This is a genomic window from Agathobacter rectalis ATCC 33656 (assembly GCF_000020605.1).
GTDB classification, from domain to species: domain Bacteria; phylum Bacillota; class Clostridia; order Lachnospirales; family Lachnospiraceae; genus Roseburia; species Roseburia rectalis.
In genome coordinates, this window is the sequence record NC_012781.1 from 1354376 (window position 1) to 1379960 (window position 25585).

27 protein-coding genes are annotated in these 25585 nt (G+C 43.2%); 22 read left to right on the forward strand and 5 right to left on the reverse strand.

The features are described from left to right. Positions 1-140 precede the first annotated feature (140 nt). On the forward strand, positions 141-1103 hold the full coding sequence (locus tag EUBREC_RS06565) for a hypothetical protein (RefSeq protein WP_012742327.1): 963 nt from the start codon (positions 141-143) through the stop codon (positions 1101-1103). A gap of 91 nt (positions 1104-1194) precedes the next feature. Continuing rightward, a complete protein-coding gene (locus tag EUBREC_RS06570) occupies positions 1195-2844 on the forward strand; it encodes a putative manganese-dependent inorganic diphosphatase (RefSeq protein ID WP_012742328.1) in 1650 nt (549 codons plus the stop codon). Positions 2845-2893: 49 nt separating this feature from the next. Here EUBREC_RS06570 and EUBREC_RS06575 read toward each other — a convergent pair whose 3' ends face one another. Then, positions 2894-3730 carry an AraC family transcriptional regulator gene (locus EUBREC_RS06575; protein ID WP_012742329.1) on the reverse strand — a complete coding sequence of 279 codons (837 nt, stop codon included), beginning with the start codon at positions 3728-3730 and terminating at the stop codon, positions 2894-2896. Between the two features lie 150 nt (positions 3731-3880). Here EUBREC_RS06575 and dapF point away from each other — a divergent pair, with 150 nt between their 5' ends. From dapF to EUBREC_RS06595, 4 genes are all read left to right on the forward strand, one after another. Beyond that, positions 3881-4738 (forward strand): diaminopimelate epimerase, encoded by an 858-nt coding sequence (gene dapF / locus EUBREC_RS06580; RefSeq protein ID WP_012742330.1) that lies wholly within the window; start codon positions 3881-3883, stop codon positions 4736-4738. Positions 4739-4855: 117 nt separating this feature from the next. Next, positions 4856-6328, forward strand: coding sequence for a UDP-N-acetylmuramoyl-L-alanyl-D-glutamate--2,6-diaminopimelate ligase (locus EUBREC_RS06585; protein ID WP_041253998.1), 1473 nt, complete (start codon positions 4856-4858; stop codon positions 6326-6328). Between the two features lie 68 nt (positions 6329-6396). Next, entirely contained in the window at positions 6397-7281 is an 885-nt protein-coding gene (dapA, locus tag EUBREC_RS06590) for a 4-hydroxy-tetrahydrodipicolinate synthase (RefSeq protein WP_012742332.1), read from the forward strand. Positions 7282-7327: 46 nt separating this feature from the next. After that, positions 7328-7897, forward strand: coding sequence for a flavin reductase family protein (locus EUBREC_RS06595; RefSeq protein ID WP_012742333.1), 570 nt, complete (start codon positions 7328-7330; stop codon positions 7895-7897). Between the two features lies 1 nt (position 7898). Here EUBREC_RS06595 and EUBREC_RS06600 read toward each other — a convergent pair whose 3' ends face one another. The 3 genes from EUBREC_RS06600 to EUBREC_RS06610 are packed head-to-tail and all read right to left on the reverse strand — an operon-like array spanning position 7899 to position 10484. Then, positions 7899-8414, reverse strand: coding sequence for a DUF4364 family protein (locus EUBREC_RS06600; protein WP_012742334.1), 516 nt, complete (start codon positions 8412-8414; stop codon positions 7899-7901). An 11-nt stretch (positions 8415-8425) separates the two neighbouring features. Then, positions 8426-9334: a tRNA modification radical SAM protein MnmL/YtqA gene (gene mnmL, locus EUBREC_RS06605; RefSeq protein WP_012742335.1), complete on the reverse strand. Its 909-nt coding sequence runs from the start codon at positions 9332-9334 to the stop codon at positions 8426-8428. A 1-nt stretch (position 9335) separates the two neighbouring features. Further along, positions 9336-10484 carry an NAD(P)-dependent malic enzyme gene (locus tag EUBREC_RS06610; protein ID WP_012742336.1) on the reverse strand — a complete coding sequence of 383 codons (1149 nt, stop codon included), beginning with the start codon at positions 10482-10484 and terminating at the stop codon, positions 9336-9338. Between the two features lie 279 nt (positions 10485-10763). Here EUBREC_RS06610 and rho point away from each other — a divergent pair, with 279 nt between their 5' ends. The 9 genes from rho (at position 10764) to aroB (ending at position 19591) form a co-directional block, all read left to right on the forward strand. Then, positions 10764-12095, forward strand: coding sequence for a transcription termination factor Rho (rho, locus tag EUBREC_RS06615; RefSeq protein ID WP_041254554.1), 1332 nt, complete (start codon positions 10764-10766; stop codon positions 12093-12095). A 170-nt stretch (positions 12096-12265) separates the two neighbouring features. Beyond that, positions 12266-12466, forward strand: coding sequence for a 50S ribosomal protein L31 (rpmE, locus tag EUBREC_RS06620; protein ID WP_015516145.1), 201 nt, complete (start codon positions 12266-12268; stop codon positions 12464-12466). A 70-nt stretch (positions 12467-12536) separates the two neighbouring features. Further along, positions 12537-13511, forward strand: a complete 975-nt coding sequence (locus EUBREC_RS06625; RefSeq protein ID WP_012742339.1) for a DUF1385 domain-containing protein — start codon at positions 12537-12539, stop codon at positions 13509-13511. Between the two features lie 20 nt (positions 13512-13531). After that, the gene (gene prmC, locus EUBREC_RS06630) at positions 13532-14383 is read left to right on the forward strand and encodes a peptide chain release factor N(5)-glutamine methyltransferase (RefSeq protein WP_012742340.1); all 852 of its coding nucleotides are present in this window, start codon (positions 13532-13534) and stop codon (positions 14381-14383) included. Next, positions 14376-15452: a peptide chain release factor 1 gene (gene prfA, locus EUBREC_RS06635; RefSeq protein WP_012742341.1), complete on the forward strand. Its 1077-nt coding sequence runs from the start codon at positions 14376-14378 to the stop codon at positions 15450-15452. The genes prmC and prfA overlap by 8 nt, the downstream gene beginning before the upstream one ends. A gap of 100 nt (positions 15453-15552) precedes the next feature. Continuing rightward, positions 15553-17067, forward strand: a complete 1515-nt coding sequence (locus EUBREC_RS06640) for an ABC transporter substrate-binding protein/permease (protein WP_041253999.1) — start codon at positions 15553-15555, stop codon at positions 17065-17067. After that, positions 17057-17797 (forward strand): amino acid ABC transporter ATP-binding protein, encoded by a 741-nt coding sequence (locus EUBREC_RS06645; protein WP_012742343.1) that lies wholly within the window; start codon positions 17057-17059, stop codon positions 17795-17797. The genes EUBREC_RS06640 and EUBREC_RS06645 overlap by 11 nt, the downstream gene beginning before the upstream one ends. Positions 17798-17809: 12 nt before the next feature. Continuing rightward, the gene (locus EUBREC_RS06650) at positions 17810-18430 is read left to right on the forward strand and encodes a ribonuclease H1 domain-containing protein (protein WP_012742344.1); all 621 of its coding nucleotides are present in this window, start codon (positions 17810-17812) and stop codon (positions 18428-18430) included. A gap of 48 nt (positions 18431-18478) precedes the next feature. Continuing rightward, on the forward strand, positions 18479-19591 hold the full coding sequence (gene aroB / locus EUBREC_RS06655; protein ID WP_012742345.1) for a 3-dehydroquinate synthase: 1113 nt from the start codon (positions 18479-18481) through the stop codon (positions 19589-19591). A gap of 1 nt (position 19592) precedes the next feature. Here aroB and EUBREC_RS06660 read toward each other — a convergent pair whose 3' ends face one another. After that, positions 19593-20843: a tRNA(Met) cytidine acetate ligase gene (locus tag EUBREC_RS06660; RefSeq protein ID WP_012742346.1), complete on the reverse strand. Its 1251-nt coding sequence runs from the start codon at positions 20841-20843 to the stop codon at positions 19593-19595. A 136-nt stretch (positions 20844-20979) separates the two neighbouring features. Between EUBREC_RS06660 and EUBREC_RS06665 the strand changes: the two genes are divergently transcribed. The 7 genes from EUBREC_RS06665 to rnc all read left to right on the forward strand — a co-directional run bounded on the left by EUBREC_RS06665 (position 20980) and on the right by rnc (position 25576). Then, complete coding sequence (locus EUBREC_RS06665) at positions 20980-22173, forward strand: acetate kinase (protein WP_012742347.1); 1194 nt, start codon at positions 20980-20982, stop codon at positions 22171-22173. 93 nt (positions 22174-22266) lie between these two features. Beyond that, complete coding sequence (locus tag EUBREC_RS06670) at positions 22267-22788, forward strand: YceD family protein (protein WP_012742348.1); 522 nt, start codon at positions 22267-22269, stop codon at positions 22786-22788. 4 nt (positions 22789-22792) lie between these two features. Beyond that, positions 22793-22972, forward strand: coding sequence for a 50S ribosomal protein L32 (rpmF, locus tag EUBREC_RS06675; protein WP_012742349.1), 180 nt, complete (start codon positions 22793-22795; stop codon positions 22970-22972). Between the two features lie 179 nt (positions 22973-23151). Next, positions 23152-23379 carry a Lar family restriction alleviation protein gene (locus EUBREC_RS06680; protein WP_015516135.1) on the forward strand — a complete coding sequence of 76 codons (228 nt, stop codon included), beginning with the start codon at positions 23152-23154 and terminating at the stop codon, positions 23377-23379. Between the two features lie 109 nt (positions 23380-23488). Beyond that, the gene (gene plsX / locus EUBREC_RS06685) at positions 23489-24505 is read left to right on the forward strand and encodes a phosphate acyltransferase PlsX (RefSeq protein WP_012742351.1); all 1017 of its coding nucleotides are present in this window, start codon (positions 23489-23491) and stop codon (positions 24503-24505) included. 55 nt (positions 24506-24560) lie between these two features. Beyond that, positions 24561-24797, forward strand: coding sequence for an acyl carrier protein (gene acpP / locus EUBREC_RS06690; protein WP_012742352.1), 237 nt, complete (start codon positions 24561-24563; stop codon positions 24795-24797). Positions 24798-24892: 95 nt separating this feature from the next. Continuing rightward, positions 24893-25576 carry a ribonuclease III gene (gene rnc / locus EUBREC_RS06695; protein ID WP_015516132.1) on the forward strand — a complete coding sequence of 228 codons (684 nt, stop codon included), beginning with the start codon at positions 24893-24895 and terminating at the stop codon, positions 25574-25576. Positions 25577-25585 lie beyond the last annotated feature (9 nt).

Sequence of the window (25585 nt, forward strand, 5' to 3'; positions counted from 1 at the left end):
CAGGGCATTTGCCCTGTGGGATTTTTGCTTTTTCTCCTGTGATTACACTATATTTCGTGGTTTTTTTGTTTACAAATACAATATGTAATGGTACAATATATATGTTAATGGTATTTAATTGAACCATCGGAGGAATACGAATGTCAGGCATATTTGATAGACGTGCAAAAAGATTTATATCTACAGAACAAGCGGAGCGGGCAGTACCTTCAAGAACAGTAATGGCATCCCGTGTAGCAAGAGACGATGTTAACCGTAGTGAAAGAGTGCAGAAAAAAGAGGATAATATACAAATGGATAAAGATGATTTTTTGTTAACACAAATTGATGAGTTTCGTGAAAAGGCAAAACGTCTTCAGGAGATGCTCAATACGAAAGAATCAAAAGCAGAGGAGCTTTCAACCATAGTTGAGGAGAGGGAAGCTAAGGCAGAGGAGCTGCAGCAGATACTTGACGAGAGACAGGAAAAAGCCGATGGAATCACTGCACAGGTTGCTAAGCAGATAGATGTGCTTATAGAAAGTGTTCATGAAAAGATGGCTGAGATAGAGCAATCTATGAATGCAGGCATGGACAGCTTAGGCCGTCAGGTAAGCTCAGATATGGATAATCTTGGACGCTCGGTAAATGCCAATATGGACAATCTTGGTAGTTCGGTGTCCGGACAGATTGGAAATCTCGGACAGTCACTTGGCACTGAGATATCAGGCATCAGCCAGAATATAGGCCAGAGTCTTGATTTTGGTGACACATTAGAGCAGACAAGGCGTATCACAGAGGAGGGCACAGCAGCAGTTACATCAGCGGTAAATGAGGCGAATGCCCATATGCTTCAGTCGCTTACAGAGCTTAATGATCAGCTTGTTTCGTTAAAGGCGGAGCTGTCTGACAAGGTACATACAGAGAATGTTAAGTGCTTCAGGAATATTCAGGATCTCTTTAAGGTAATGGGAGACAAGGTGGACACAGTGTCAGAGCTTGAGAAGCAGGTAGGAACAACAAAGACTTTTGCAGTCATCTCTACTGTGCTGGCTATTATCAATACATTTGGTTTTGTTGCAATCGCATTGTATATATTGGGGTTCTTTGGTTCGATTTTTTAATAAATATTATTGTAATAGGGTGGTGCAGTTCCCAGTCAGGGAGTTGCACCATATTTTGACATTTTATAAGGCAGACAGAGAGGAAGACTAAATGGCAAAAAAGATTGTAAGAGTTGTTGGACATAAAAATCCTGACACAGATTCTATCTGTGCAGCAATAGCGTATGCAAACCTTAAATCACATACAGACGATACGATGGAATACATACCAATGAGAGCAGGCAGCATCAGTGCAGAGACAGCATTTGTGCTGGATTATTTTAAGGCAGATACGCCTGCCCTTTTAAAGGATGTTGGCACACAGATAAAGGATATACATATCAGAAGGACTGAGGGTGTCAGCAGTAATCTATCCATGAAAAAGGCATGGGAGATGATGAAGATACTCAACGTAGTCACTCTTCCGGTTGTCAATAAGAAGGACAAGCTTGAAGGACTTATTGTGACAGGTGATATAGCAAAGTCATATATGGATGTGTATGACAATTCTATCCTGGCAAAAGCGAGGACCCAGTACAGAAATATTATAGAGACGCTGGATGGCAAGATAGTTGCAGGCAATGAGCATGGCTATTTTGTGAAAGGAAAGGTTATAGTTGCAGCAGGTACACCTGATACTATAAAGGGCAATGTGGCTGAGGATGATCTGGTCATCATATCAGACCGTGAAGAGTCACAGCTTATATGTATTGAGGCAAACTGCAGCTGTATCATTGTGACAAGCGGCTTCGATATATCGAAGGATGTCATAAATGCTGCAAACGCTAAGGATGTGGTAGTGATAAGTACACCATATGACACGTTTACCACATCGCGTCTGATAAACCAGAGTATGCCGATAAAATCATTTATGACAAGGGAAAATCTTATTCATTTTGATTTGGATGATTATGTGGATGATGTGCGTGATACTGTTTCAAAAATCCGACACAGGGATTTCCCAATACTTGACGAAAACCAAAATTATGTGGGTATGTTTTCACGCAGAAATTTAATGAATGCAAGGAAAAAACAGGTGATACTTGTGGATCATAATGAGACCTCACAGGCAGTGGCCAACATTGATGAGGCTGAGATTCTTGAGATAATTGATCATCATCGAATTGGTTCTCTTGAGACAATAGGACCTGTGTATTTCAGAAATCAGCCGCTTGGATGTACCGGAACCATCATCTATCAGATGTATATGGAAAAGGGTGTGGAGGTTACTCCTCAGATGGCGGGGCTTATGTGCGCTGCAATACTCTCTGACACACTAGTGTTCCGTTCGCCTACATGTACCCAGGTTGATAAATCTACAGCACTTATCCTAGCGGAGATTGCGCAGATAGATGTAGAAGAGTTTGCCCAGAAAATGTTCGAGGCAGGCAGTAACTTTGCTAACAAGACAGAAGAGGAAATATTAAATCAGGATTTTAAAATCTTTCATTCAGGGGATTATACATTTGGAGTATCACAGATTTCTGCTCTTTCGAGAACAGAGCTCGATAAGGTACAGGCGAGAGTGGTGCCTCTGCTTGACAAGATGCAGGTGGAAAAACAGCTTGATATGCTCTTTGTTATGCTCACGGATATACTTAATGAGTCTACATATCTCATCTACAGTGGTGCAGAGGCAGCGTCAATAGCAGCTTCAGCATACAATCTGCCACAGAGCAAGGATGGAATTATGCTTAAGGGAGTAGTGTCGCGTAAGAAGCAGCTCATACCTGAGCTTATAAATGTGATTAATGAGAGATAATGCAGCATTAAAAATAATTAAAAGCTTCCTGTGATATATCGTGAAGCTTTTATGTATTTGTAGGGGTAGAATGGAATTGCTTGCGGTATGCACGGATAAATGAGGAATAGCTTCCAAATCCACAGGCATCGCAGGCGGCAGACACACTGCTTCCGTCGCGAATCATATCGCGGGCGAGCAGCAGACGCTTTGTTGTGATGTATGAACCTATGGTGCAGCCGGTTTCTTCCTTGAAGGTGTGCATCAGGTGATACCTGCTCATATAGAATTTATCTGCCAGTTCATCAATACTTATACGGTTTGTTAAATTCTTATTTAAGAAATCCAAAATCTCTACAATTTTTTTGTTTGAGGAAAATGTGTTAATATATTCGATACCGCCATGCAGGGTGATACGATTGAGCTGTATCAGAAACTCTAAAAACAGGAGCTTCTGGTACAGCTCATTTGCATATTCATTGGTTTCTCTAAGTGTAGAGTCTAGTCCCTTGATTGTATCAGCCAGGCGGCTGCCTTTGGTCGCAGCGAGTCTTAGTACATGTGACTGGTTAGCATAGGCCTGCTTGAAACAGCATGCCAGATCATAGCCTTTGCTCACATAATCGTCAATAAGCTGCTGTGATACATATATAATGATTCTTTCATAAATTGAATCGTCATTTAATATTGGCTTATGAACCTCGCCGGCATTGACAAGCACGATATCATGTTCTTTGAGCTCATAGCTGCGGCCCTCAATGCAGTAGGATACATTGCCGTGCAGATGAATCAGAATTTTGTGGAAATCATGGTAATGGAAATCTATATTTAGCTTGTGTTCATCTCTTAGATGAAATATTTTAAAAGGCTCCGTCAGGTAGCCTGCTTTTGTATAATTTGAATCCATGATATGCTCCTTTGATAATAAGATGTTACTATAAGCATAATCTATAACAGCACAAAACGCAATATAAAACGCACAAAATGCTATAGAAAAACAAGAAAGTGCGCTGTATAATATAGTTACCAATATAAAACCAATAACGAGGTGATCACTATGAAATTTACGAAAATGCACGGCTGTGGAAATGATTATGTATATGTAAACCTTTTTGAAGAGAAGTTGGATGACCCGGCAAGGGTGTCAATATATGTCAGTGACAGGCATTTTGGAATAGGCTCAGACGGACTAATCACAATAGGTCCGTCTGATAAGGCAGATTTTAGAATGAGGATATATAATGCAGACGGTTCGGAAGCCGAGATGTGCGGAAACGGCATACGCTGCGTGGCGAAATACGTGTATGACCATAAACTTACTGACAAGACTGAAATATCGGTTGAGACAGGAGCAGGCATCAAGTACCTTACACTATATGTTGAGGAAAATAAGGTATCACAGGTGCGCGTGGATATGGGTGAGCCTATTCTGACGCCTGGGGACATTCCGGTTGTTAAAGCAGACGGAAGTGCTTATAGTGATGACTACAGGGTAATAGATGAACCGATTTCAGCAGGCAATAGAGAGTGGCACATGACCTGTGTTTCAATGGGAAATCCTCATGCGGTAGTGTTTGTCGATGATGTGGCAGGTTTTGAGCTTGAGAAATACGGTCCGCTTTTTGAGAATCATAAGATGTTTCCAAAGCGAACCAACACGGAGTTTGTAGAGATACTTTCAAGGAATGAGGCGAAAATGAGAGTATGGGAGAGGGGCAGCGCTGAGACATGGGCCTGCGGTACAGGAACCTGTGCGACCGTCATGGCATGTATACTCAACAAAAAGACTGACAACAAGGTGCTTGTGCATCTAAGGGGCGGAGATCTGACTATCGAGTATATACCTGAAACCAATCATGTGTTTATGACTGGCCCTGCTACTGAGGTTTTCTCAGGAGAAATTGATATCATATAAAGCACAAGTATTGTGCGGTTTGGCGAATGTCTGTGGTTGAATAGTTACAAATCTTTAAGAAACAAAATTAACAGAAAATATATATCAAAAATATAATAAAATATGGGAGAAAATAAAATGAAGCTTGAAAAATTACTTGAAAGAATGGATTATAAAGTATTAGCAGGAAGCACGGATATAGAGATTTCCACACTCGTGTATGACTCGCGCAAGGTGGAGAAGGCATCGGTATTTGTGTGCATATCGGGAGCTGTGTCAGATGCACATGATTTCATCCCTGATGTGGTAAAGAAAGGTGCAGCGGCAGTGGTTGTCGAAAAAGATGTGACTCCTATCGAAGGGGTGACATATATTAAGGTAGATAATACAAGGCTTGCACTTGCGTGTATGTCAGCAGCTTATTTTGATTATCCGGCCGAGAAGATAAAGACTATCGGTATTACAGGTACAAAGGGTAAGACCACTACCACATATATGGTAAAGTCAATTCTTGAGTCAGCCGGCATAAAGACAGGACTTATCGGTACAATAGAGTCTATATGTGGTGACAAGAGAATTCCGTCAGCAAATACCACACCTGAGTCATACAGAGTTCAGGAGCTGTTTAAGGAGATGGTGGATGAAGGCCTTGATGCAGTTGTTATGGAAGTGTCATCACAGGCTCTAATGCTTCACAGAGTATCGGGCTTTACCTTTGATATCGGTGTATTTACAAATCTTGAGCCTGACCACATCGGAGAGCATGAGCACAAGGATTTTGCAGACTACATGCATTGCAAGAGTCTTTTATTCAGACAGTGCAGGCTTGGTATCTTTAACGGAGATGATGAGCACTTAGAGGGTGTTATGAAGGGACACACATGCCAGGTGGAGACTTACGGCTACAAGTCCACAAACAACCTGATAGCAGAAAATGTTGAGCTTAAAAAGGAGCATGGAGCACTCGGCGTTAAATATCATGTATCAGGGCTTCTGGATTTTGATGTGGAGGTCAATGTGCCGGGCAAATTCTCAGTATACAATTCACTAACAGCCATTGCTATCTGCCATCATTTCAATGTGGATAAAAAGGCAATCGGGGAGGCTCTTCATCATGTGAGTGTAAAGGGCAGAATAGAGATTGTTCCTGTTACAAAGAGATATACCCTTATGATTGATTATGCACACAATGCGATGGCACTTGAAAGCCTTCTCACCACTCTTAAGGAGTATGAGCCGGGAAGACTTGTATGCCTGTTTGGCTGTGGCGGAAACAGGGCAAAGTCACGCCGTTATGAGATGGGAGAGGTGTCATCGAGACTTGCAGACCTTACTGTTGTCACATCCGATAATCCAAGAGATGAGGAGCCTATGGACATAATCAATGATATTTTACAGGGTGTACACAAGGCAGATGGAGAGTATGTGACAATTCCTGACCGTAAGGAGGCTATCAGATACTGCATGGAGAATGCCAAGGATGGTGATATCATAGTACTTGCAGGAAAGGGCCATGAGGATTATCAGGAGATAAAGGGTGTGAAGCATCACATGGATGAGAGAGAATTAATTGCTGATATAATAAAAGAAAATCCTGACATCAGACTTTAATATTTTAGTATAGGTTAAATAGTTTAGTATAAACTAGTTCAGTAAAATAGTGTATTTGGGAGGTATATATGTCTCTGTTTAAGGGCGCCGGAGTAGCGCTAATTACTCCTTTCAATGAGGATAACAGTGTAAACTATGAAATGCTTAGGACGCTGGTGAGAAGGCAGATAGACGGTGGCACTGATGCAATTATCGTGTGTGGCACGACAGGTGAGCCTGCCACAATGACAGAGGAAGAAAAGCTTTCGGTAATAAAATGTGTGGTAGACGAGACAGCCGGGCAGATTCCTATAATAGCGGGAACCGGTGCCAACTGCACACAAAATGTGATAGATTTCTCACAGAAGGCTGAAAAGCTTGGTGTAGACGGTCTGCTTGTTGTCACACCTTACTACAATAAAGCCACACAGAATGGTCTTTATGCGCACTATGCAGCGATAGCAGGGGCGGTTAGGCTTCCAATCATTATGTACAACGTACCGTCGCGCACAGGCTGCAATATACTTCCACAGACTGCGGCAAGGCTTGGCAGGAATTTTGAAAATATAGTAGGAATCAAGGAAGCGAGTGGCAATATATCGCAGGTTGCAAAGCTAAAGAAGCTGGCAGGAAATGACCTCGATATTTATTCGGGAAACGATGACCAGGTCATCCCAATACTCTCACTCGGTGGAATCGGTGTGATATCAGTGCTGTCTAATGTAATGCCCGCTGCAGTGCACGATATGGTAATGGAATACCTGAATGGAAATATTAAATCAGCACTTGATATCCAGCTTAAATACCTGGATTTAATAGAGGCACTGTTTTGTGAGGTGAATCCGATTCCTGTAAAGGCAGCTATGAAGCTTTTGGGATATAATGTGGGAGGACTTCGTCTGCCACTCACGGAGCTTGAGGATGCAAACCGGGCAAGGCTTAAAGAAAGCATGGAAAAACTAAAGGAAAATTAGTGGATATAAAAGGATATTAAAGAAAAATTAAAGGATAAATTAACATATGGGAAAACAAAACTGGAAGCCGGGCAATATGCTAAACCCGGTGCCGGCTGTGATGGTGAGTGTCACTGACAAGGCCGGAAATAACAATATAATAACAGTGGCATGGGCGGGGACGGTGTGCACCAATCCGCCTATGCTTTCAATATCTGTAAGGCCGGAGCGCTTTTCTTATAACATGATTAAAGAAACGGGAGAGTTTGTGGTTAATCTGACCACCGAGGAGCTGCTTAGAGCCTGCGACTACTGCGGAGTGAAAAGCGGCAGGGATGTGGATAAATTTAAAGAACTGCATCTGACACCGCTTGCGATGCAGCATGTGTCAGCAGTGGGAATATCACAAAGCCCGGTAAATATTGAGTGCAGGGTAAGAAAAATCGAGGAGCTCGGCAGCCATACAATGTTTATAGCAGACGTCGTCGGCGTGACAGTGGATGATAAATACATGGACGGGACCGGGAAATTTCATATCAATGATACCGGCCTCGTGATGTACTCGCACGGAGAGTATTTTGGTTTTGGAGATAAGCTCGGAAGCTTCGGCTACTCTGTAAGAAAAACTAAAAAATAATCTATCGAAGCAGCATATCCATGAGGTATGCGTACACATCCTCGTTCTGATTCTTCCAGTTGCTGCAGATGGCCTCGGCCTGCTCCTTTGTGCCGACTGAGAGAGTCAGGTCGATGATGGTGGTGCTCTCTGAGCGTACCTGACAACGTACTGCATATTTGCGGTCAGTTGTCCTGTAATAGTCGGCAAGAATGGAGTTTTCCTGTCTGAACTCGAGCTTGTTGTCCGTAAAGAAGCTCTTTACATCGGACTCAATACCGTCGGTAATCTTGTCTTTGAAGAAACCGAGAGTCTCTTTTCCGGCAGCAGTCAGAGTGTACTGTGTATTGGAATGAGTAGACTCGAAATTAATTAAATCAGCATTTACTAAATCACCGATGACCTCCTGTACACGGAAGTAGTCGGTGTATTCTTTTTCCAAAAAGAAATTGGAAATCTGTGTGTTTGACAGCGGAAAGCCCGCTTTGTCGAGCATGTATAAAATTGTCAGCTTATATATGGTAAATGGCTCAGCCATGATTTTCTCCTTTAAAACAAGTTTAATCGTCCCTGATATGTGTCTCGCACTTTAAATCTTTTATTGATTGTGTTCAGAACCCGTTTTTTATCTGTGCTCCAAAGAGGTGCAACAAGTAAAGAACGTGGTCCGTCACCGGTCATGCGGTGGATAACCATATCCTTTGGAAGTCTTTCTATACAGTCTACCACAAAATCGCAGTAATCATCCAGCGTAAAAAGCTCAAATGGCTGTTTAATATACATATCAGCCAGTGGTGTGCCCTTTAGCACATGCAGCAGCTGAAGCTTAACTCCGAAAATACCGCTTTTAGCAACAAAATCAACTGATTCAAGCATCATGCCGCGTGTTTCATGAGGAAGCCCGAGTATGAGATGTGCAATAACCTTTATGCCACGGCGTCTAAGCTCATCTGTTACAATGATGAAATCATCAACACATGTATGTGTATTCATGGCATCAAGAGTAGACCGGTGAATGGTCTGAAGGCCCAACTCAACCCAAACGGGCTTTATTTCGTTTAATTCTGAGAGCAGATCATAAATTTCAGCAGAAAAACAATCTGTTCTTGTGCCGATGGAGAGCACAGCGACAGATGGATCTTCTATAGCCTCATAAAATATGCGCCGCAGATAATCTACCGGCGCATATGTGTTGGTAAAAGCCTGAAAATATGCGATAAAGTGCTCACAGCTGCTCTTTGAAGCAACCTTTTCCTTAGCGGCAGACAGCTGCTCCTTTATGGAAAGGCTGCGGTCCGCCGCAAAATCACCGGAGCCACCGGCGCTGCAGTACAGGCATCCAAGCGATGAGAGTGTGCCATCACGGTTTGGACAGGTCATGCCTCCATCTAGAGAGAGCTTGTAAAGCTTTTCACCGAATGTATCGCGGCAGTATCTGTTGAGGGAATAGTATCTCATATTAAATATGTGACTTTACAGCTTCGCTGACAACAGCGGCAACACGCGGGTCAAATGCCTCAGGCATAATAAAATCATCATTTAATTCTTCGTCTGAAACAAGACCGGCCAGTGCCTCTGCGGCAGCAAGCTTCATTTCCTCAGTGATCTGCGTGGCGCGTCCCTCTAAGGCACCCTTGAAGATTCCGGGGAATGCAACCACGTTGTTTATCTGGTTAGGAAAATCACTTCTTCCGGTACCGACCACTCTGGCACCTGCAGCCTTTGCCACATCAGGCATAATCTCAGGAACAGGATTTGCCATGGCAAAAAGGATAGAGTCCTTGTTCATAGAAGAAACCATCTCGGCTGTGACGATATTTGGAGCGGAAACACCTACGAATATGTCAGCACCCTTTAAAGCATCTGCGAGAGTACCCTTTGCATTTTCAAGGTTTGTAACCTCTGTCATTTTCTGCTGCATCCAGTTGAGGTTTGGATAGTCCTTTCCTATGATGCCTAGACGGTCACACATGGTCACATGTGTAAAGCCGTATGTCAGAAGAAGTTTAGTGATGGCAACACCTGCTGAGCCTGCACCGTTTACAACAACCTTGCAGTCCTCTTTCTTTTTGCCGGTCAGGCGCAGAGAGTTGATGATACCGGCGAGTACGACGATTGCAGTTCCGTGCTGGTCATCGTGGAATACAGGAATATCGAGCATCTCTTTAAGTCTTTCCTCAATCTCAAAGCAGCGCGGAGCAGAAATATCCTCTAAGTTTATTCCGCCAAAGCCCGGTGCGATATTTTTGACTGCAGCAATAATCTCCTCAGTGTCCTGAGTGTCGAGACAGATAGGAACAGCGTTTACGTTTCCAAACTCCTTGAAAAGTACGCATTTACCCTCCATGACAGGCATGGCAGCGTAAGGACCGATGTTTCCAAGACCAAGCACAGCACTTCCGTCTGACACTACGGCAACGGTATTTGCCTTCCAGGTGTATTTGTATGCAGCCTCCTTATCCTCGGCTATGACCTTACATGGCTCAGCAACACCTGGGGTGTATGCAATTGCAAGGTCCTCTCTCGAATTAACCTTTGATTTGGCGATGGTTTCGAGTTTTCCGTTCCACTCTTCGTGGCATTTCAGTGCTTTTTCTTTATTATCCATGGTAATTCTCCCTCTAAAAATTCTTTTGAATAATCATAACATTGCAGGTGATTTAAATCAAGTAACTATGCAGATAACCGATTATATAAAAATATGATAAAAAATAAGAAATCGCTTTATATTTTTAAAGAAATGATGTATAATCAATAATTAATAATTCAAAAGTCAATTCAGGCGTTATTTCCCAATAGCTACACAGATATATTTGTTAAATAATATTGTTTAGACGAATTGAATAAATACTGTTATCAAATTTAAGGAGAAGACGAAATGGAACAGATGAGAGAAAAATATGAAAGTTTGTCGGCATTTGTGCTTAAGGATCTGGCGAAGGCAAGAGGAATTAAGGGCGTTTCATCACTGAAAAAGGGACAGATTATTGAAAGAATGCTCGAGGAGGATGCAAAAGAGGCTGAGGAGGCTGAGAAAAACGGTACAGCCGAGGAGCGCGCCAACTCTTTTAAAGATGATTATGCAGCACTCGACAGTGGAGAAGAGGCAGAAGGCATACTTGAGGTAATGCCGGAGGGCTTTGGATTTATCCGCTGTGATAATTATATGCCGGGAGATCATGATATCTATGTGGCACCTGCGCAGATACGCCGCTTCAATTTAAAGACAGGTGATATCGTAAAGGGTAATATGAAGGTGAAGTCTGAGCGTGAGAAATTCCAGGCTCTTTTATACCTGACAACTGTCAACGGATATACACCGGATGTAGCACAGAAGCGTACAAGCTTTGAGGATCTTGTGCCTATATTCCCGAATGAGAGACTGCGTCTCGAGAGACCTGGAGCAAGTGTTGCGATGAGGGTTGTAGATCTCATCTCTCCAATAGGAAAGGGACAGCGAGGCATGATCGTTTCACAGCCTAAGGCCGGAAAGACCACATTACTTAAAGAGGTTGCAAAGTCTGTCACTGTAAACAATCCTGAGATGCATCTTATTATTCTCCTTATTGATGAGAGACCGGAGGAGGTTACAGATATCAAGGAGGCTATAGAGGGGAACAATGTCGAGGTAATCTACTCTACATTTGATGAACTTCCTGAGCATCACAAGAGAGTGTCAGAGATGGTAATAGAGAGAGCAAAGCGCCTTGTAGAGCATGGTAATGATGTCATGATACTCCTTGACAGCATAACAAGGCTTGCAAGAGCTTACAATGTGACAGTTCCACCATCAGGCCGTACACTTTCAGGAGGACTTGATCCTGTAGCGCTTCATATGCCAAAGAGATTTTTCGGAGCAGCACGTAATATGAGAAACGGCGGCAGTCTGACAATACTTGCAACAGCTCTTGTTGATACCGGAAGCAAGATGGATGATGTAGTATTTGAGGAGTTCAAGGGAACAGGAAACATGGAGCTTGTGCTCGACAGAAAGCTTTCCGAGAAGAGGATCTTCCCTGCTATAGATATAGTAAAATCAGGAACAAGGCGTGAGGATCTGCTCCTTGATGAGGATGAGCAGGCAGCAGTCGATAATATGCGTAAAGCCTTCAACGGCATGCGCTCTGATGAGGCTGTTGAGAACGTACTCAACATGTTTGCACACACAAAGAGCAACAAGGAATTTGTTAATCTTGTAAAGAAAAACAGAATTTTATAAAAATGTCTTGCAATTGACAGATTCATGTGCTACAATAATTAAGCTGTTTATCGGGATGTAAACGGACGCAACGTGTCGCTCTTGCAGCAAGTATCATATGCGGATCGGGCATACGGGTATAAAGAGTGAAGCTAAAGAAATACGATAAGAATATAAAAGAGGTGAAAATCATGAGAGAAGGAATCCATCCAGATTATTATCAGGCAACTGTTACATGTAACTGTGGTAACACATTCGTTACAGGATCTACAAAGCCGGAGATCCACGTAGAGATTTGCTCAAAGTGCCATCCATTCTACACAGGTCAGCAGAAAGCTAACCAGGCTCGTGGACGTATTGAGCAGTTCAATAAGAAATATGGTATGAAATAGAATCATATAGTTACTTGAAAGGTTGAGGTTGCAATATACCTCAACCTTTTTTGGAATATAGAGAGGTTTTATGAAGTATTCAGGTATTGGCGGTCAGGCTGTCATGGAGGGCGTAATGATGCAGAACAAGGACACATACGCTGTAGCCGTAAGGAAGCCTGACCATGAAATAGATGTCAAGGTGTCAAAGCGTAAGAATTCAAAGGCGCTTGATGCAGTTAGAAAGATTCCTATTTTAAGAGGTGTGGTGAGCTTTGTCGATTCGCTTTATCTGGGCATGAGCACACTGATGTATTCAGCGTCATTTTTCGAGGACGAGGATGATGAAGGTACCTTGGCTTCAAAGAAAAAGGAAAAGGAAGAAGAACTCACAGCGGAAGAAAAGAAAAAAAGGGCTGCCAAAGAAAAGAAACAGGAAAATGCCATGCTTGGAGGTACAGTGGTACTGTCAATTGTCATAGCACTCGCGCTGTTTTTTGCATTGCCGTATTTCCTTTCAGGGTTTTTTAAAAAGGTGATAAGCTCACAGATGCTCATAGCGTTCATAGAGGGCGTTATCAGACTGGCAATATTTCTGGGGTATATAGCAATTATATCGCTGACCCCTGATATTAAGCGCACATTTATGTATCATGGCTCTGAGCATAAGTGCATCAACTGCATAGAGCACGGACTGCCTCTTACAGTGGAAAATGTGAGAAAAAGCTCAAAGCATCACAAGCGCTGCGGTACAAGCTTTCTGCTTATAGTAATGCTTATAAGCATATTGTTTTTCATGTTTATCCGTGTGGATTCAAAGCCGCTGCAGTTATTGTTACGACTTGTGCTTATTCCTGTAATCGCAGGGGTATCGTATGAGTTTATCAGACTTGCGGGCAGATATGACAATCCGGTTGTCAACATGCTTAGTGTCCCGGGGCTTTTAATGCAGCGAATGACCACAAAGGAGCCGGATGATGAAATGATAGAGGTTGGCATCGCATCGGTTGAGGCCGTGTTTGACTGGAAGAAATGGCAGGAGGAAAACAATGTGTGTGCACATTGACCGCCGGATAGAAGGTATATATGACATATAGAGAAGCAATTTTACTTGGGGAAAGCATATTACAAAAAGCAAAGATAGTTGATGCAAAAAACGATGCATGGCTGCTTTTAGCCATGGCATGCAGGATAAATCACACATATTACTATGTGCATATGGATGAGGAAATGTCGCAGGAGCAGATAGGGGAATATCAAGCATTGCTGAGTAAGCGCGCTGAGCGTATTCCGCTCCAGTACATAGTCGGAGAGCAGGAGTTTATGGGACTCAAATTCCGTGTGAACAGCAATGTGCTCATACCGCGTCAGGATACAGAGACTCTTGTAGAGGAGGCACTCAAGGTGATAGAGCCGGGTATGAGAGTGCTTGATATGTGTACAGGAAGCGGCTGCATAATTATAAGCATCTTAAAGAATACGACTAATGTGGACGGTGCAGCCTGTGATATCTCAAAGCAGGCGCTCAATGTGGCAAAGGAAAACGCAAGGATTAACGGCGTGTTTGTTGATTTTGAGAGAAGCGATCTGTTTGAGCATGTCGATGAGATGTATGATGTGATAGTATCCAATCCACCATATATAAGAAGCGACGAGATACCGCATCTGATGCCTGAGGTGTCTGTGTTTGAGCCGCATGAGGCTCTTGACGGCTCTGAGGATGGACTTTTATTTTACAGGCGCATCATAAAGGATTGCAGAGCAAATCTAAAGCCACAGGGCAGGCTGCTTTTTGAGATAGGCTGTGACCAGGGCAGACAGGTGTCAGAGATGATGCAGTTTGCCGGATTTAGCGATGTACATGTGATAAAGGACCTGGCGGGAAATGACAGGGTAGTATCGGGAGTGTTTGACAGCAAGGAGGAAAAACATGTTTGATAAGTTAGAAGATCTTATACACCATTATGAAGAGCTGATGAATCTGCTCAGCGAGCCGGATGTGGCAAATGATGCAAACAGATTTAAAAAGCTTATGAAGGAGCAGAGTGACCTTGCTCCTATAGTTGAGACATATAAGAAATATAAAGAGTGCAAGCAGAATATCGAGGATTCACTGGCTATTTTGGATGAGGAATCAGATGAAGAGATGAGAGAGCTCGCAAAGGAAGAGCTTAAGGATTCAAAGGAGCAGGTGGAGGAGCTTGAGAAGAAGCTTAAAATACTTCTTCTGCCAAAGGACCCTAACGATGACAAGAACGTAATAGTCGAAATCCGTGCCGGTGCAGGCGGAGAGGAAGCAGCACTTTTTGCAGCGGAAATCTACCGTATGTATGTGCACTACGCAGAGAACAGAGGCTGGAAGGTGGAGACACTTGATGCCGATGAGACAGGAATCGGCGGTATGAAGTCTGTCGAGTTCATGGTAAAGGGCTCAGGTGCATACTCTATCCTAAAGTATGAGTCGGGAGTACACCGTGTGCAGCGAGTGCCTGAGACAGAGTCGCAGGGACGTATCCAGACCTCTACATGCTCAGTTGCTGTAATGCCTGAGGCAGAGGATGTGGATGTCAAGATTGATGACAAGGATATCCGAATTGACGTAATGCGTGCTTCCGGAAACGGTGGACAGTGTGTCAACACAACAGATTCAGCAGTCCGACTGACACATTATCCAACAGGTATTGTCATCTACAGCCAGACTGAGAAGTCGCAGATACAGAACAAGGAAAAGGCTTTTGCACTTCTTCGTACAAAGCTCTATGACATGGAGCTTCAGAAGAAGCAGGATGCAGAGGCAGAGGAGAGACGAAGCCAGATCGGTACAGGAGACCGTGCTGAGAAGATTCGTACCTACAACTTCCCACAGGGACGTGTGACAGATCACAGAATCAATCTGACACTCTATAAGCTTGACAAGATTCTTAACGGAGATATCCAGGAAATAATTGATGCCTGTATCGCAGCCGACCAGGCGAAGAAGTTAAGTAACATGGAGCATGATGCATAAATATTTGGTATAAAAGAGTCTGAGAAAATCAGGCTCTTTTATTTTATAAACTAATATGATATAATTGTGAATAAATATTTATACAGAAATGAGGAATAATATGAAATCCATTAAGAAAAAACCGATTATGATTTTGCTTATGGCAGCATTAATGGCTACGTTCATCGTTAGCTTATGCGCATGCGGCAAAAGCGACAGCAAAAAGGTCGCTTGTGTGGACGATCTGGAGGGCGCAAAAATAGGTGTCCAGCTCGGTACCACAGGAGATATCTATGTATCTGATTATGAGAACGACGGTTCAGGCACCAAGGTAGAGAGATACAATAAGGGTGCTGATGCAGTCCAGGCATTAAAGGTCGGCAAGATTGACTGCGTAGTTATTGATGAGCAGCCGGCACTTGCCTTTGTAAAAGAAAACAAAGGACTTAAGATACTGGACGAGGAGTTTACCAACGAGGACTATGCATTCTGCCTGAAAAAGGGCAATACAGAGCTTCGCGACAAGGTAAACACTGCGCTTGAAAAGCTGCAGCAGGATGGAACAGTTCAGAGCATCATCGACAACTATATCGGCTCTGAGGATCAGGTGGGAAAGACTCCCTACGTGAAGAAGGACATTGACAGGTCAAACGGAACACTTAAGGTAGGAACCAATGCAGAGTTCCCTCCATATGAGTACTATGAGGACAACAAGGTCACAGGAATTGATATGGATATCATGCAGGCCATAGCCGATGAGCTTGGCATGGATATGCAGGTAGAGGATATGCAGTTTGACGCAATCATTGCCGCTGTATCATCAGGCAAGGTGGATGTCGGGGCAGCAGGCTTTACAGTGACAGAGGACAGACAGAAAAATGTTGATTTTACCGATACATATATTACCACAAAGCAGGAGATTATCGTAAAAGACAGCCAGTCGGGTTCTTCTATCGGTATAAAGGAAAAGCTCTATGACAACTTTGTCAAGGACAATCGTTACATGTATATCGTAAAGGGTCTTGGCAATACAATAGTTATCACAATATTTGCCGTAATGCTTGGTATTGTGCTGGGATTTTTAATTGCGATAGTCAGAACCAGCCATGACAGAAACGGCGGTCTTGCCATATTAAACGGAATTTGCAAGGCATACCTGACTATCATCAGGGGAACACCTGTCATGATACAGCTTCTTATTATATACTATGTAGTGCTTGCATCTGTGACCAACAAGATACTTGTAGCAGTCATTGCTTTCGGCCTCAACTCAGCTGCATATGTGGCAGAGATTGTGCGTTCAGGAATCATGTCTGTAGATATAGGACAGTTTGAGGCAGGACGAAGCTTAGGACTCAACTACAGACAGACCATGAAGCTTGTTATCATACCGCAGGCTGTCAAAAATATACTTCCGGCGCTGCTTAACGAGTTTATCAGCCTCCTAAAGGAGACATCAATCAGTGGTTATATTGGTATGATGGATCTGACAAAGGGTGGAGATATCATACGAAGCAACACATACGAGGCATTTATACCGCTTATTGCTGTAGCCCTTATTTATCTGGTTATAGTGATGCTTTTAAGCCACGGAGTAAGCAAACTTGAGAGGAGACTGAGAAGCAATGAAAGATAATAACGTGATACTAGAGGTAAAAGACCTGCACAAGAGTTTTGGAGAGCAGGAGGTATTAAAGGGCATAAGCACAGAGGTGAACAGAGGTGATGTAATTGCCATCATCGGACCGTCAGGCTGTGGAAAGTCTACATTTTTACGCTCCCTCAATCTGCTCGAGACACCTACATCAGGACAAATCCTTTTTGAAGGAACAGACCTGACAGATAAGTCGACAGACATCAATGTGACCAGACAGAAAATCGGCATGGTTTTCCAGCAGTTCAATCTGTTTGCCAACATGACAATAAAAGCAAATATCATGCTCGCACCGGTGAAGCTTGGTGTGATGACGAAGGATGAGGCATCAAAGAAGGCAGATGAGCTTCTAACCAGAATAGGTCTCCTCGATAAGGCAGATGCATATCCGGCGCAGCTTTCCGGAGGACAGAAGCAGAGAGTGGCAATTATCCGTTCACTTGCTATGAATCCTGATGTCATACTGTTTGATGAGCCTACATCGGCACTTGACCCTGAGATGGTAGGTGAGGTGCTTTCAGTAATGAAGGAGCTTGCAGAGGCAGGCATGACAATGGTAGTCGTGACACACGAGATGGGCTTTGCCAGAGAAGTGGCCAACAGAGTGATGTTCATCAATGAGGGTACCATAGCTGAGGAGGGCACACCTGAGGAAGTATTTGGCGCACCAAAGAGTGAGAGATTACAGGAATTTTTGTCAAGAGTGTTATAGGAGAAATAAAGCATGGCATCAAAATACTATGCGGTAAAAAAGGGAAAGGTTCCCGGGATATATTTCAACTGGAATGATTGCAAAGCAATGGTTGACGGATATCAGGGAGCAGTGTATAAAAGCTTTAAGACGATAGAAGAGGCAGAAAAATTTATTAACGGAGAGAAAATTATTGCCGGAGAGAAAACCATTACGGGAATGAAATCATCCGGCGAAAATAGTACGTATGCGTTTGTAGACGGCTCCTTTAACAAGGTTACACAAACCTATGGCTATGGAGGCTTTCTTGTGACTGACCATGAAAAATACGTGCTGCAGGGGGCAGATAATGATGCCGAGATGGTCACAATGCGCAACGTAGCAGGAGAGATAAAGGGCGCGGAGGCTGCCGTAAAAAAGGCTATAGAGCTTGGAATTAAGGAACTGGTCATATACTATGACTACATGGGCATAGAGATGTGGGCAACAGGGGCCTGGAAGCGAAACAAGGCAGGCACTATAGCTTATCACGAATACATCATGTCAGTTAAGGATAAAATAAAGCTTACCTTTGTGAAGGTAAAAGGACACTCAGGAGTAGAGGGCAACGAAGAGGCAGATAAGCTCGCCAAGCAGGCTGTGGGGATACTGTAGCAGTTTCCCACATAAAAGAAACAAAAATATAGCATAACAGGAGAAAAAATGAGCATATTCAATGTAGAACTCAAAAAAGTAGTAGATGACACATATGATATTGAGATAGGCTACAACCTCTCAGACACCCTTGTATCTGACCTGGAAAATGGTCTTGCGGGCAAGATAAAGAAATTTGCAGTGATTACAGATACAAATGTGCGTGATCCTTATGCTCTTCCAATCTGTGAGAAGATAAAGCATGCGGGATACTCAGTGGATTTGTTTGTTTTCCCGGCTGGGGAAAAGAGCAAGTCACGTGAGACAAAGGCAAAGATAGAGGATGCCATGCTTAAAAAGGGGTACAGAAGAGACTGCTGTATTATTGCAGTCGGTGGAGGTGTGGTAACCGACTTATCGGGCTTTATTGCAGGAACCTACGGCAGAGGAGTACCGTTTATCAACTATGCAACCACCCTTCTAGCGGCGGCAGATGCATCGGTAGGTGGAAAAACAGCAATTGATACACCTCTTGCTACCAACACCATAGGTCTGTTCAATCAGCCCCAAAAGGTATATATAGACATAGCTGCCTGGAAAACACTGCCACAGCGCCAGATGGCAAGCGGCATGGCAGAGACTATCAAGCATGCATGCTTAGGCAGCGAGGATATGTTTGAATTTATAGAGGAAAATCTGGATGATATATATTCATTCAAGAAATTTGCATGTGAGTATATCGCAGAAAATAACTGTCGTATCAAGTACAATGTGGTTATGAAGGATGAGCGAGAGGCGGGACTTCGCGAAACCTTAAATCTGGGCCATACAGTAGGCCGGGCAATCGAGACAGTCAGCGACTACAAGCTGTTGCATGGAGAGGCACTGTCGATTGGAATGGCAGCACAGGCACTTATGTCAGCACGGCTTGGCTATATGTCGGAGGAGCAGGCAGAGCGCGTGATAAAGCTCTATGAGAGAGCCGGTCTTCCGACACGTATACCTGACTATATAGACAGGGAAGAGCTTGTAAAGAAACTCTACACCGATAAAAAGGTGAGAGACGGCAAGCTGCGCTTCGTGCTCCAAAAGGGCATAGGAGCCACTGTTGAGTTTGCACCGGGAGTGTATGCAAAGCCTATAGAGGAAAGTCTGGCACGAGAAATTATAATGGAGCTGTAGATTAAATAATTACAACCCCATGTGTAAACTCATTTTGCTGTGAATGACACAGCCTGCCATACAAATCAGCAGCAAAAATATCCTTGGAAATAAGCTCGTACGGAGCATCAGCGACTTTTGTAATAATAGGCACTGATGCTCTTTTTTTGAGGAGATGCATAAGCTCTCCTGATGATTTTTTGAAACCGAGTATGCGCAGATAAGGATTATTCATACATATGTTAAAATCATTATTCTCAATACCAAGTAAAATATGCGTGAGGACCCTCGAAATACGCGTATAAGTCAGATTTTTACTCTTCAGTAAGTTACAAAACTGCGTAAAACCTTCATATTTATAAATATTTTTAACTATCTTTGCAGAAAGCTCCTTTGTACAGTCTGCATACTGCGCAAAGCCTTTATCCTTCCCGGTCAGCAGGCGATAGTAAAGCATTTCAGAAATATCATCCGGAAATACAATATGACCGCCTAAAATACAATTGACAAGAATATCGGCGCAGGCTGATGGTATTAGCTGACTGAACTTTGTGGAAATCCATGAATTATCAAGCTGCATATTAGTAATAGTGTTGTGTTTGTCTATATCAATTAAGGTCGAAATCACCCCGCGCACAGCTGTAGCGGAAGAAAACTCACTTGTCGAATCAGTGCTGTGATATCCTTCACCGACGCGCTGAATAGGAAATCCTGTAATATCACAGTCCATCAAAGCCTTCTCATACTCAATGGCCAGAATATTATTGGGTGAAGCTATGAAAGCATCTAATTTCTCGGAAGCGCTGTCATAGGTATCTCGAAAATATTCACATAGCGCTCTGCTCCTGGCCGCAGGAAAGCTCATCCCGCCCTGAATCAGCCTGGCAAGAGAGGCGGAATACTCAGAAGGCGGATTCTTAAGCACGCCAGCAACAAGCTTTGTAAGCTCATGGTCCACAGACTCCACACCATAGCACAGCATGTCCACCACACCTGTGTTTTTGAGTACACTGACTCCGCCACCGGCAAAAAACTCGGCAGAAGCAGTGGCAAAGACCGATGGAAGTTCAAGCACCAGGTCGGCACCGCTCAAAAGAGCCATGCGTGTGCGCTCGTATTTGTCAATGATGGCAGGCTCACCTCTTTGCACGAAATCACCGCTCATTACTACGACGATATAATCAGCAGATGTCTGCCTTTTAATCTGCTCCAGCTGATATTTGTGCCCATTGTGGAATGGATTGTATTCGGTAATCACACCTGCAACCTTCATGTTTGCTGCTCCTTTAATCAATAATGTTTTTTTTAGAGTTCAAAACCATAATACCACAAAAACACCCTTGTCGCATTTGAAAAATAAGTTTATACTAACAATAGTATTGTAATTTTAAACCAAAGGAGACAAAACAATGAATGTATTAGTAATTAATTGCGGTAGTTCATCACTGAAATACCAGCTCATCAATTCAGATTCAGAGGAGGTACTTGCAAAAGGACTCTGCGAGAGAATCGGAATCGATGGCAGACTCGTATATCAGAAAGAGGGTCTTGATAAGGAAATCACAGAGGCACCTATGCCAACACATAAAGAGGCCATCCAGATGGTACTCGATGCACTTGTAAATCCAAAGACAGGCGCAGTAAAATCACTTGCAGAGATCGATGCAGTAGGACATCGTGTAGTGCACGGCGGAGAAAAATTCTCAGACTCAGTAGTCATCACAGAGGAAGTAATCGCACAGGTAGAGGAGTGCAACGACCTTGCACCTCTTCACAACCCTGCAAATATTATCGGAATCAGAGCATGCCAGGCACTTATGCCAAATGTACCAATGGTAGGAGTATTTGATACAGCCTTCCATCAGACAATGCCTGAGAAAGCATATCTCTACGGCCTTCCATATGAGTACTATGAGAAGTACAAGGTAAGAAGATACGGCTTCCACGGCACAAGCCACAGCTTCGTATCAAAGGAGGCAGCAAGCTACCTTGGAATGGACTTAAACAACTCAAAGATTATCGTAGCACACCTTGGAAACGGAGCTTCAGTCAGCGCAGTATTAAACGGTAAATGCGTAGATACATCAATGGGACTTACACCACTTGAGGGACTCGTAATGGGAACACGTTCAGGTGATATCGACCCATCAATCATGGAGTTCATTGCAAAGAAAGAAAACCTTGACATCGATGGTGTGATGAATGTGCTCAACAAGAAGTCAGGAGTAGCCGGCATGTCAGGAGTATCAAGCGACTTCAGAGATCTTGAGGCAGCCTACAATGAGGGCAACGAGCGTGCTATTGCAGCAGTAGAAGTATTCAGCTACAGGGTAGCAAAATACATCGGAGCATATGCAGCAGCAATGAACGGAGTAGATGCTATCGCATTCACAGCAGGAATCGGTGAGAACACAAGCTTTGTAAGAGAAAAAATCATGGCATATTTAGGTTACCTGGGCATAAAGATCGACCGTGTAACAAACGACAAGACACGCGGCGTGGAGGCACTTATCTCAACAGCAGACTCAAGCGTAAAGGTATGCGTCATCCCTACAAACGAGGAGCTTGCAATCTGCCGCGAGACAGTAAAGCTTGTTGGCTAATAAAAAGCAAAAAGTTGTGGATAAATTATAAAATTTTGTTGACAAACACCACTCCAATATGTATAATTGGTTAGGTGTGAATAGGAGAGAACTATGATTGATATATCAACCATTGTAAAATCTATCAATAAAGAGACAACAATTGAGACAGAGCTTACGCTCACATCATTTGAGTCGCGTTTAGGAGATTATCCTATTCTGAAAAAGCAGCCGATATCACTTCATATCTCAAACGTGGAGAATGCAGCAGTGCACATCACGGGAACAGTAGATATAGACATAGCGATACCGTGCAGCCGATGCTTGGAAGAAGTTCCAACAAACATGCATTTTGACATTGACAAGACTCTGAAAATCACAGACGGAGCATTAGTCGATGAAGAGATGGAGGAAACTGACTACCTGATTGGGTTTGAACTCGATGTAGATAAACTTGTCTACGCCGAAATTCTGGTGAACTGGCCAATGAGAGTTCTGTGCAAAGACGATTGCAAAGGTATTTGTAAAGTCTGCGGGATGAACTTGAATAAAGGCACCTGCAGTTGCGATAGTTTTGTACCGGATCCAAGAATGGCAGCGTTCCAGGATATATTTAACAAGTTTAAGGAGGTGTAAACAAATGTCAATTTGTCCAAAGAATAAATCTTCTAAGGGAAGAAGAGATAAGAGAAGAGCAAACTGGAAAATGTCTGCTCCTACTTTAGTAAAATGCAGCAAATGTGGAGAGCTTATGATGCCACACAGAGTTTGCAAGAACTGCGGATCATACAACAAAAAAGAAATCATTCCTCAGGACTAATAGTAGAAAACCAGTAAAATTAAGGATTGAACGATATCGTTCAATCCTTTTTTGATTGATTTTATCCCTTTTTTATCCCATAATAAAATGAAGGTACTTTTTGCTTGTATATAGCTTGCAGGGATGTTATTATACTGAGAGGATATTTAGATATTAAAGAAAGAAGGAAGCAAACTATCATGAATAATATAGACGATTTAGTTGAAATCTATGAGTGCCCGCTCTGTGGCGGTGCCGGGATTCTCGAGGAGGACTGCGGCAGCTCATATTATGTGACATGCCTTGAGTGCGGATGCCACTCAGTAAATATTGATTTCAAGTCAGACGATGACAGACTTGATGCAGCAAAGCGCACTGCTGATTTATGGAACTGTGGCAAGGTTATTTCAATGAGTCCGGGAGAATGATGGAAGCCATATAGAGTAGTGAATTGGTTATTGATTTATACCTATGATTATAGTATATTTTATTTAATCAATTAGTAGTTTGATTTTTAGCAGGCACAGGGAGGTCACAATGCAAAGTACAACAAGGGTCGCACTCGATGCAATGGGTGGCGACAATGCACCCGCAGAGGTAGTAAAGGGTGCGGTAGATGCGGTTAACAAAAGAAATGATATAAAGATATTTCTTGTAGGACAGAAGGTACCGGTAGAGAGGGAGCTTTCTTTGTATACATATCCTAAGGAGCAGATAGAGATAGTAGATGCGCCTGAGGTTATAGAGATGGCAGAGCCACCGGTTATGGCAATCAGACGAAAGAAGCAGTCATCAATCGTTGTTGGCATGAATATGGTCAAGAATAAAGAGGCTGATGCATTTGTTTCGGCAGGAAGCTCAGGTGCTGTACTTGTCGGAGGACAGGTCATAGTTGGCAGGATAAAGGGCATACAAAGGCCGCCTTTGGCACCGCTTATTCCGACTGAGAGGGGCGTATCTCTGCTCATAGACTGTGGAGCCAATGTGGATGCCAGAGCTGAGCATCTGGTACAGTTTGCCAAGATGGGCTCTATCTATATGGAGCATGTTGTCGGCGTGAAGAATCCAAAGGTTGCACTGGTCAATATCGGTGCAGAGGAGGAGAAAGGTAATGCCCTGGTAAAGGAGACCATGCCGCTTCTTCGAGAGTGCACAGATATCAATTTTGTCGGAAGCATTGAGGCAAGGGATATTCCAAAGGGAGATGCCGATGTTATAGTCTGCGAGGCTTTCACAGGCAATGTCATATTAAAGCTCTACGAGGGCCTTAGCTCCACACTTATCGGAGTCATAAAGAAGGGTCTCATGAGCACACTAAAGAGCAAGATAGGAGCTGCACTTGCACTTCCGGCTCTTAAGAATACGCTAAAGTCATTTGATGCGACCGAGTACGGCGGAGCACCGCTTTTAGGATTGAATGGTCTTGTGGTAAAGACCCACGGCAGCTCCAAGGCAAAGGAAATCACTAACTCTGTTTTCCAATGTGTTACATTTAAGGAAAAAGAGATTAATGATAAAATTAAAGAATATATTATTAATAAGCCGGCTGATTAGATAGCAGTACTGCTGTATGATTGGTCACTATAAACAGAAATGAGAGGTATTAAAAATGGAATTTGAGAAGCTTAGAGACATTATTGTCGAGGTACTTAATGTGGACGAGACCGAGGTTACTATGGAGTCAACCTTCATTGATGATCTTGGCGCTGACTCTCTGGATGTATTCCAGATTATCATGGGTATCGAGGAAGAGTTCGATATCGAGATTCCTAATGAGGAAGCAGAGAAAATCGTCACTGTAGGCGATGCTGTTGAGCAGATTAAAAAAGCTGTAAGCGAGCAGTAGTATGTTTAACTAATGAAAAGCCCTTTATTATGAGGGCTTTTCGTTATACTCACAGAACATGTAAAATGGATAGATATAGAAATAGAGGAAAAATTATGGCAGATTTAAATGAATTTCAAAGCAAAATAGGCTATACGTTCAAGAACCGACATCTGCTTGAGCAGGCGCTGACACACAGCTCGTATGCCAATGAAAAGCACATGAAAAAGCATTCTGATAACGAACGTCTGGAGTTTTTGGGCGATGCTGTTTTGGAAATAGTTTCAAGTGAGTTTTTGTTTATCAATTATCCGCAAAAGCCTGAGGGTGAGCTTACCAAGCTGCGCGCAAGCATTGTTTGTGAGCCGACTCTTGCACTTTGTACAAAGCCACTTGACCTTGGAAAGTACTTACGTCTTGGCAGGGGCGAGGATCATACAGGAGGAAGAAAGAGAAAATCGATTCTTTCTGATGCACTTGAGGCAGTGATTGGAGCAATTTATTTAGATGGTGGTTTTACTAATGCAAAGGAGTTTGTGCTTAGGTTTATCATGACTGATATTGAGAATAAGCAGCTCTTTTATGATAGCAAGACTATCCTTCAGGAGCTTATACAGGGCAGACACGAGCAGCTTTCTTATGAACTTATTGATGAGAGCGGTCCGGACCATGACAAGCAGTTTACAGTTGCGGTGCTTGTGGACGGCGAGCGTGTCAGCGAGGGAGAAGGCCACACAAAGAAGGCGGCGGAGCAGCAGGCTGCATATCAGGCACTTCTTTTGTACAGAAACAGGGAATAGGAGTTTTTA

Excerpts from the sequence above, each read along its gene's own strand:
- EUBREC_RS06680 (WP_015516135.1), top strand. The coding sequence starts at position 23,152 with ATGAATAATATAGACGATTTAGTTGAAATCTATGAGTGCCCGCTCTGT.
- EUBREC_RS06565 (WP_012742327.1), top strand. The coding sequence starts at position 141 with ATGTCAGGCATATTTGATAGACGTGCAAAAAGATTTATATCTACAGAA.
- aroB (WP_012742345.1), top strand. The coding sequence starts at position 18,479 with ATGAGCATATTCAATGTAGAACTCAAAAAAGTAGTAGATGACACATAT.
- dapF (WP_012742330.1), top strand. The coding sequence starts at position 3,881 with ATGAAATTTACGAAAATGCACGGCTGTGGAAATGATTATGTATATGTA.
- rpmF (WP_012742349.1), top strand. The coding sequence starts at position 22,793 with ATGTCAATTTGTCCAAAGAATAAATCTTCTAAGGGAAGAAGAGATAAG.
- EUBREC_RS06645 (WP_012742343.1), top strand. The coding sequence starts at position 17,057 with ATGAAAGATAATAACGTGATACTAGAGGTAAAAGACCTGCACAAGAGT.
- EUBREC_RS06665 (WP_012742347.1), top strand. The coding sequence starts at position 20,980 with ATGAATGTATTAGTAATTAATTGCGGTAGTTCATCACTGAAATACCAG.
- EUBREC_RS06640 (WP_041253999.1), top strand. The coding sequence starts at position 15,553 with ATGAAATCCATTAAGAAAAAACCGATTATGATTTTGCTTATGGCAGCA.
- EUBREC_RS06585 (WP_041253998.1), top strand. The coding sequence starts at position 4,856 with ATGAAGCTTGAAAAATTACTTGAAAGAATGGATTATAAAGTATTAGCA.
- EUBREC_RS06670 (WP_012742348.1), top strand. The coding sequence starts at position 22,267 with ATGATTGATATATCAACCATTGTAAAATCTATCAATAAAGAGACAACA.
- rpmE (WP_015516145.1), top strand. The coding sequence starts at position 12,266 with ATGAGAGAAGGAATCCATCCAGATTATTATCAGGCAACTGTTACATGT.
- EUBREC_RS06595 (WP_012742333.1), top strand. The coding sequence starts at position 7,328 with ATGGGAAAACAAAACTGGAAGCCGGGCAATATGCTAAACCCGGTGCCG.
- EUBREC_RS06625 (WP_012742339.1), top strand. The coding sequence starts at position 12,537 with ATGAAGTATTCAGGTATTGGCGGTCAGGCTGTCATGGAGGGCGTAATG.
- dapA (WP_012742332.1), top strand. The coding sequence starts at position 6,397 with ATGTCTCTGTTTAAGGGCGCCGGAGTAGCGCTAATTACTCCTTTCAAT.
- prmC (WP_012742340.1), top strand. The coding sequence starts at position 13,532 with ATGACATATAGAGAAGCAATTTTACTTGGGGAAAGCATATTACAAAAA.
- plsX (WP_012742351.1), top strand. The coding sequence starts at position 23,489 with ATGCAAAGTACAACAAGGGTCGCACTCGATGCAATGGGTGGCGACAAT.
- rho (WP_041254554.1), top strand. The coding sequence starts at position 10,764 with ATGAGAGAAAAATATGAAAGTTTGTCGGCATTTGTGCTTAAGGATCTG.
- EUBREC_RS06570 (WP_012742328.1), top strand. The coding sequence starts at position 1,195 with ATGGCAAAAAAGATTGTAAGAGTTGTTGGACATAAAAATCCTGACACA.
- prfA (WP_012742341.1), top strand. The coding sequence starts at position 14,376 with ATGTTTGATAAGTTAGAAGATCTTATACACCATTATGAAGAGCTGATG.
- EUBREC_RS06575 (WP_012742329.1), bottom strand. The coding sequence starts at position 3,730 with ATGGATTCAAATTATACAAAAGCAGGCTACCTGACGGAGCCTTTTAAA.
- EUBREC_RS06600 (WP_012742334.1), bottom strand. The coding sequence starts at position 8,414 with ATGGCTGAGCCATTTACCATATATAAGCTGACAATTTTATACATGCTC.
- mnmL (WP_012742335.1), bottom strand. The coding sequence starts at position 9,334 with ATGAGATACTATTCCCTCAACAGATACTGCCGCGATACATTCGGTGAA.
- rnc (WP_015516132.1), top strand. The coding sequence starts at position 24,893 with ATGGCAGATTTAAATGAATTTCAAAGCAAAATAGGCTATACGTTCAAG.
- EUBREC_RS06650 (WP_012742344.1), top strand. The coding sequence starts at position 17,810 with ATGGCATCAAAATACTATGCGGTAAAAAAGGGAAAGGTTCCCGGGATA.
- EUBREC_RS06610 (WP_012742336.1), bottom strand. The coding sequence starts at position 10,484 with ATGGATAATAAAGAAAAAGCACTGAAATGCCACGAAGAGTGGAACGGA.
- acpP (WP_012742352.1), top strand. The coding sequence starts at position 24,561 with ATGGAATTTGAGAAGCTTAGAGACATTATTGTCGAGGTACTTAATGTG.
- EUBREC_RS06660 (WP_012742346.1), bottom strand. The coding sequence starts at position 20,843 with ATGAAGGTTGCAGGTGTGATTACCGAATACAATCCATTCCACAATGGG.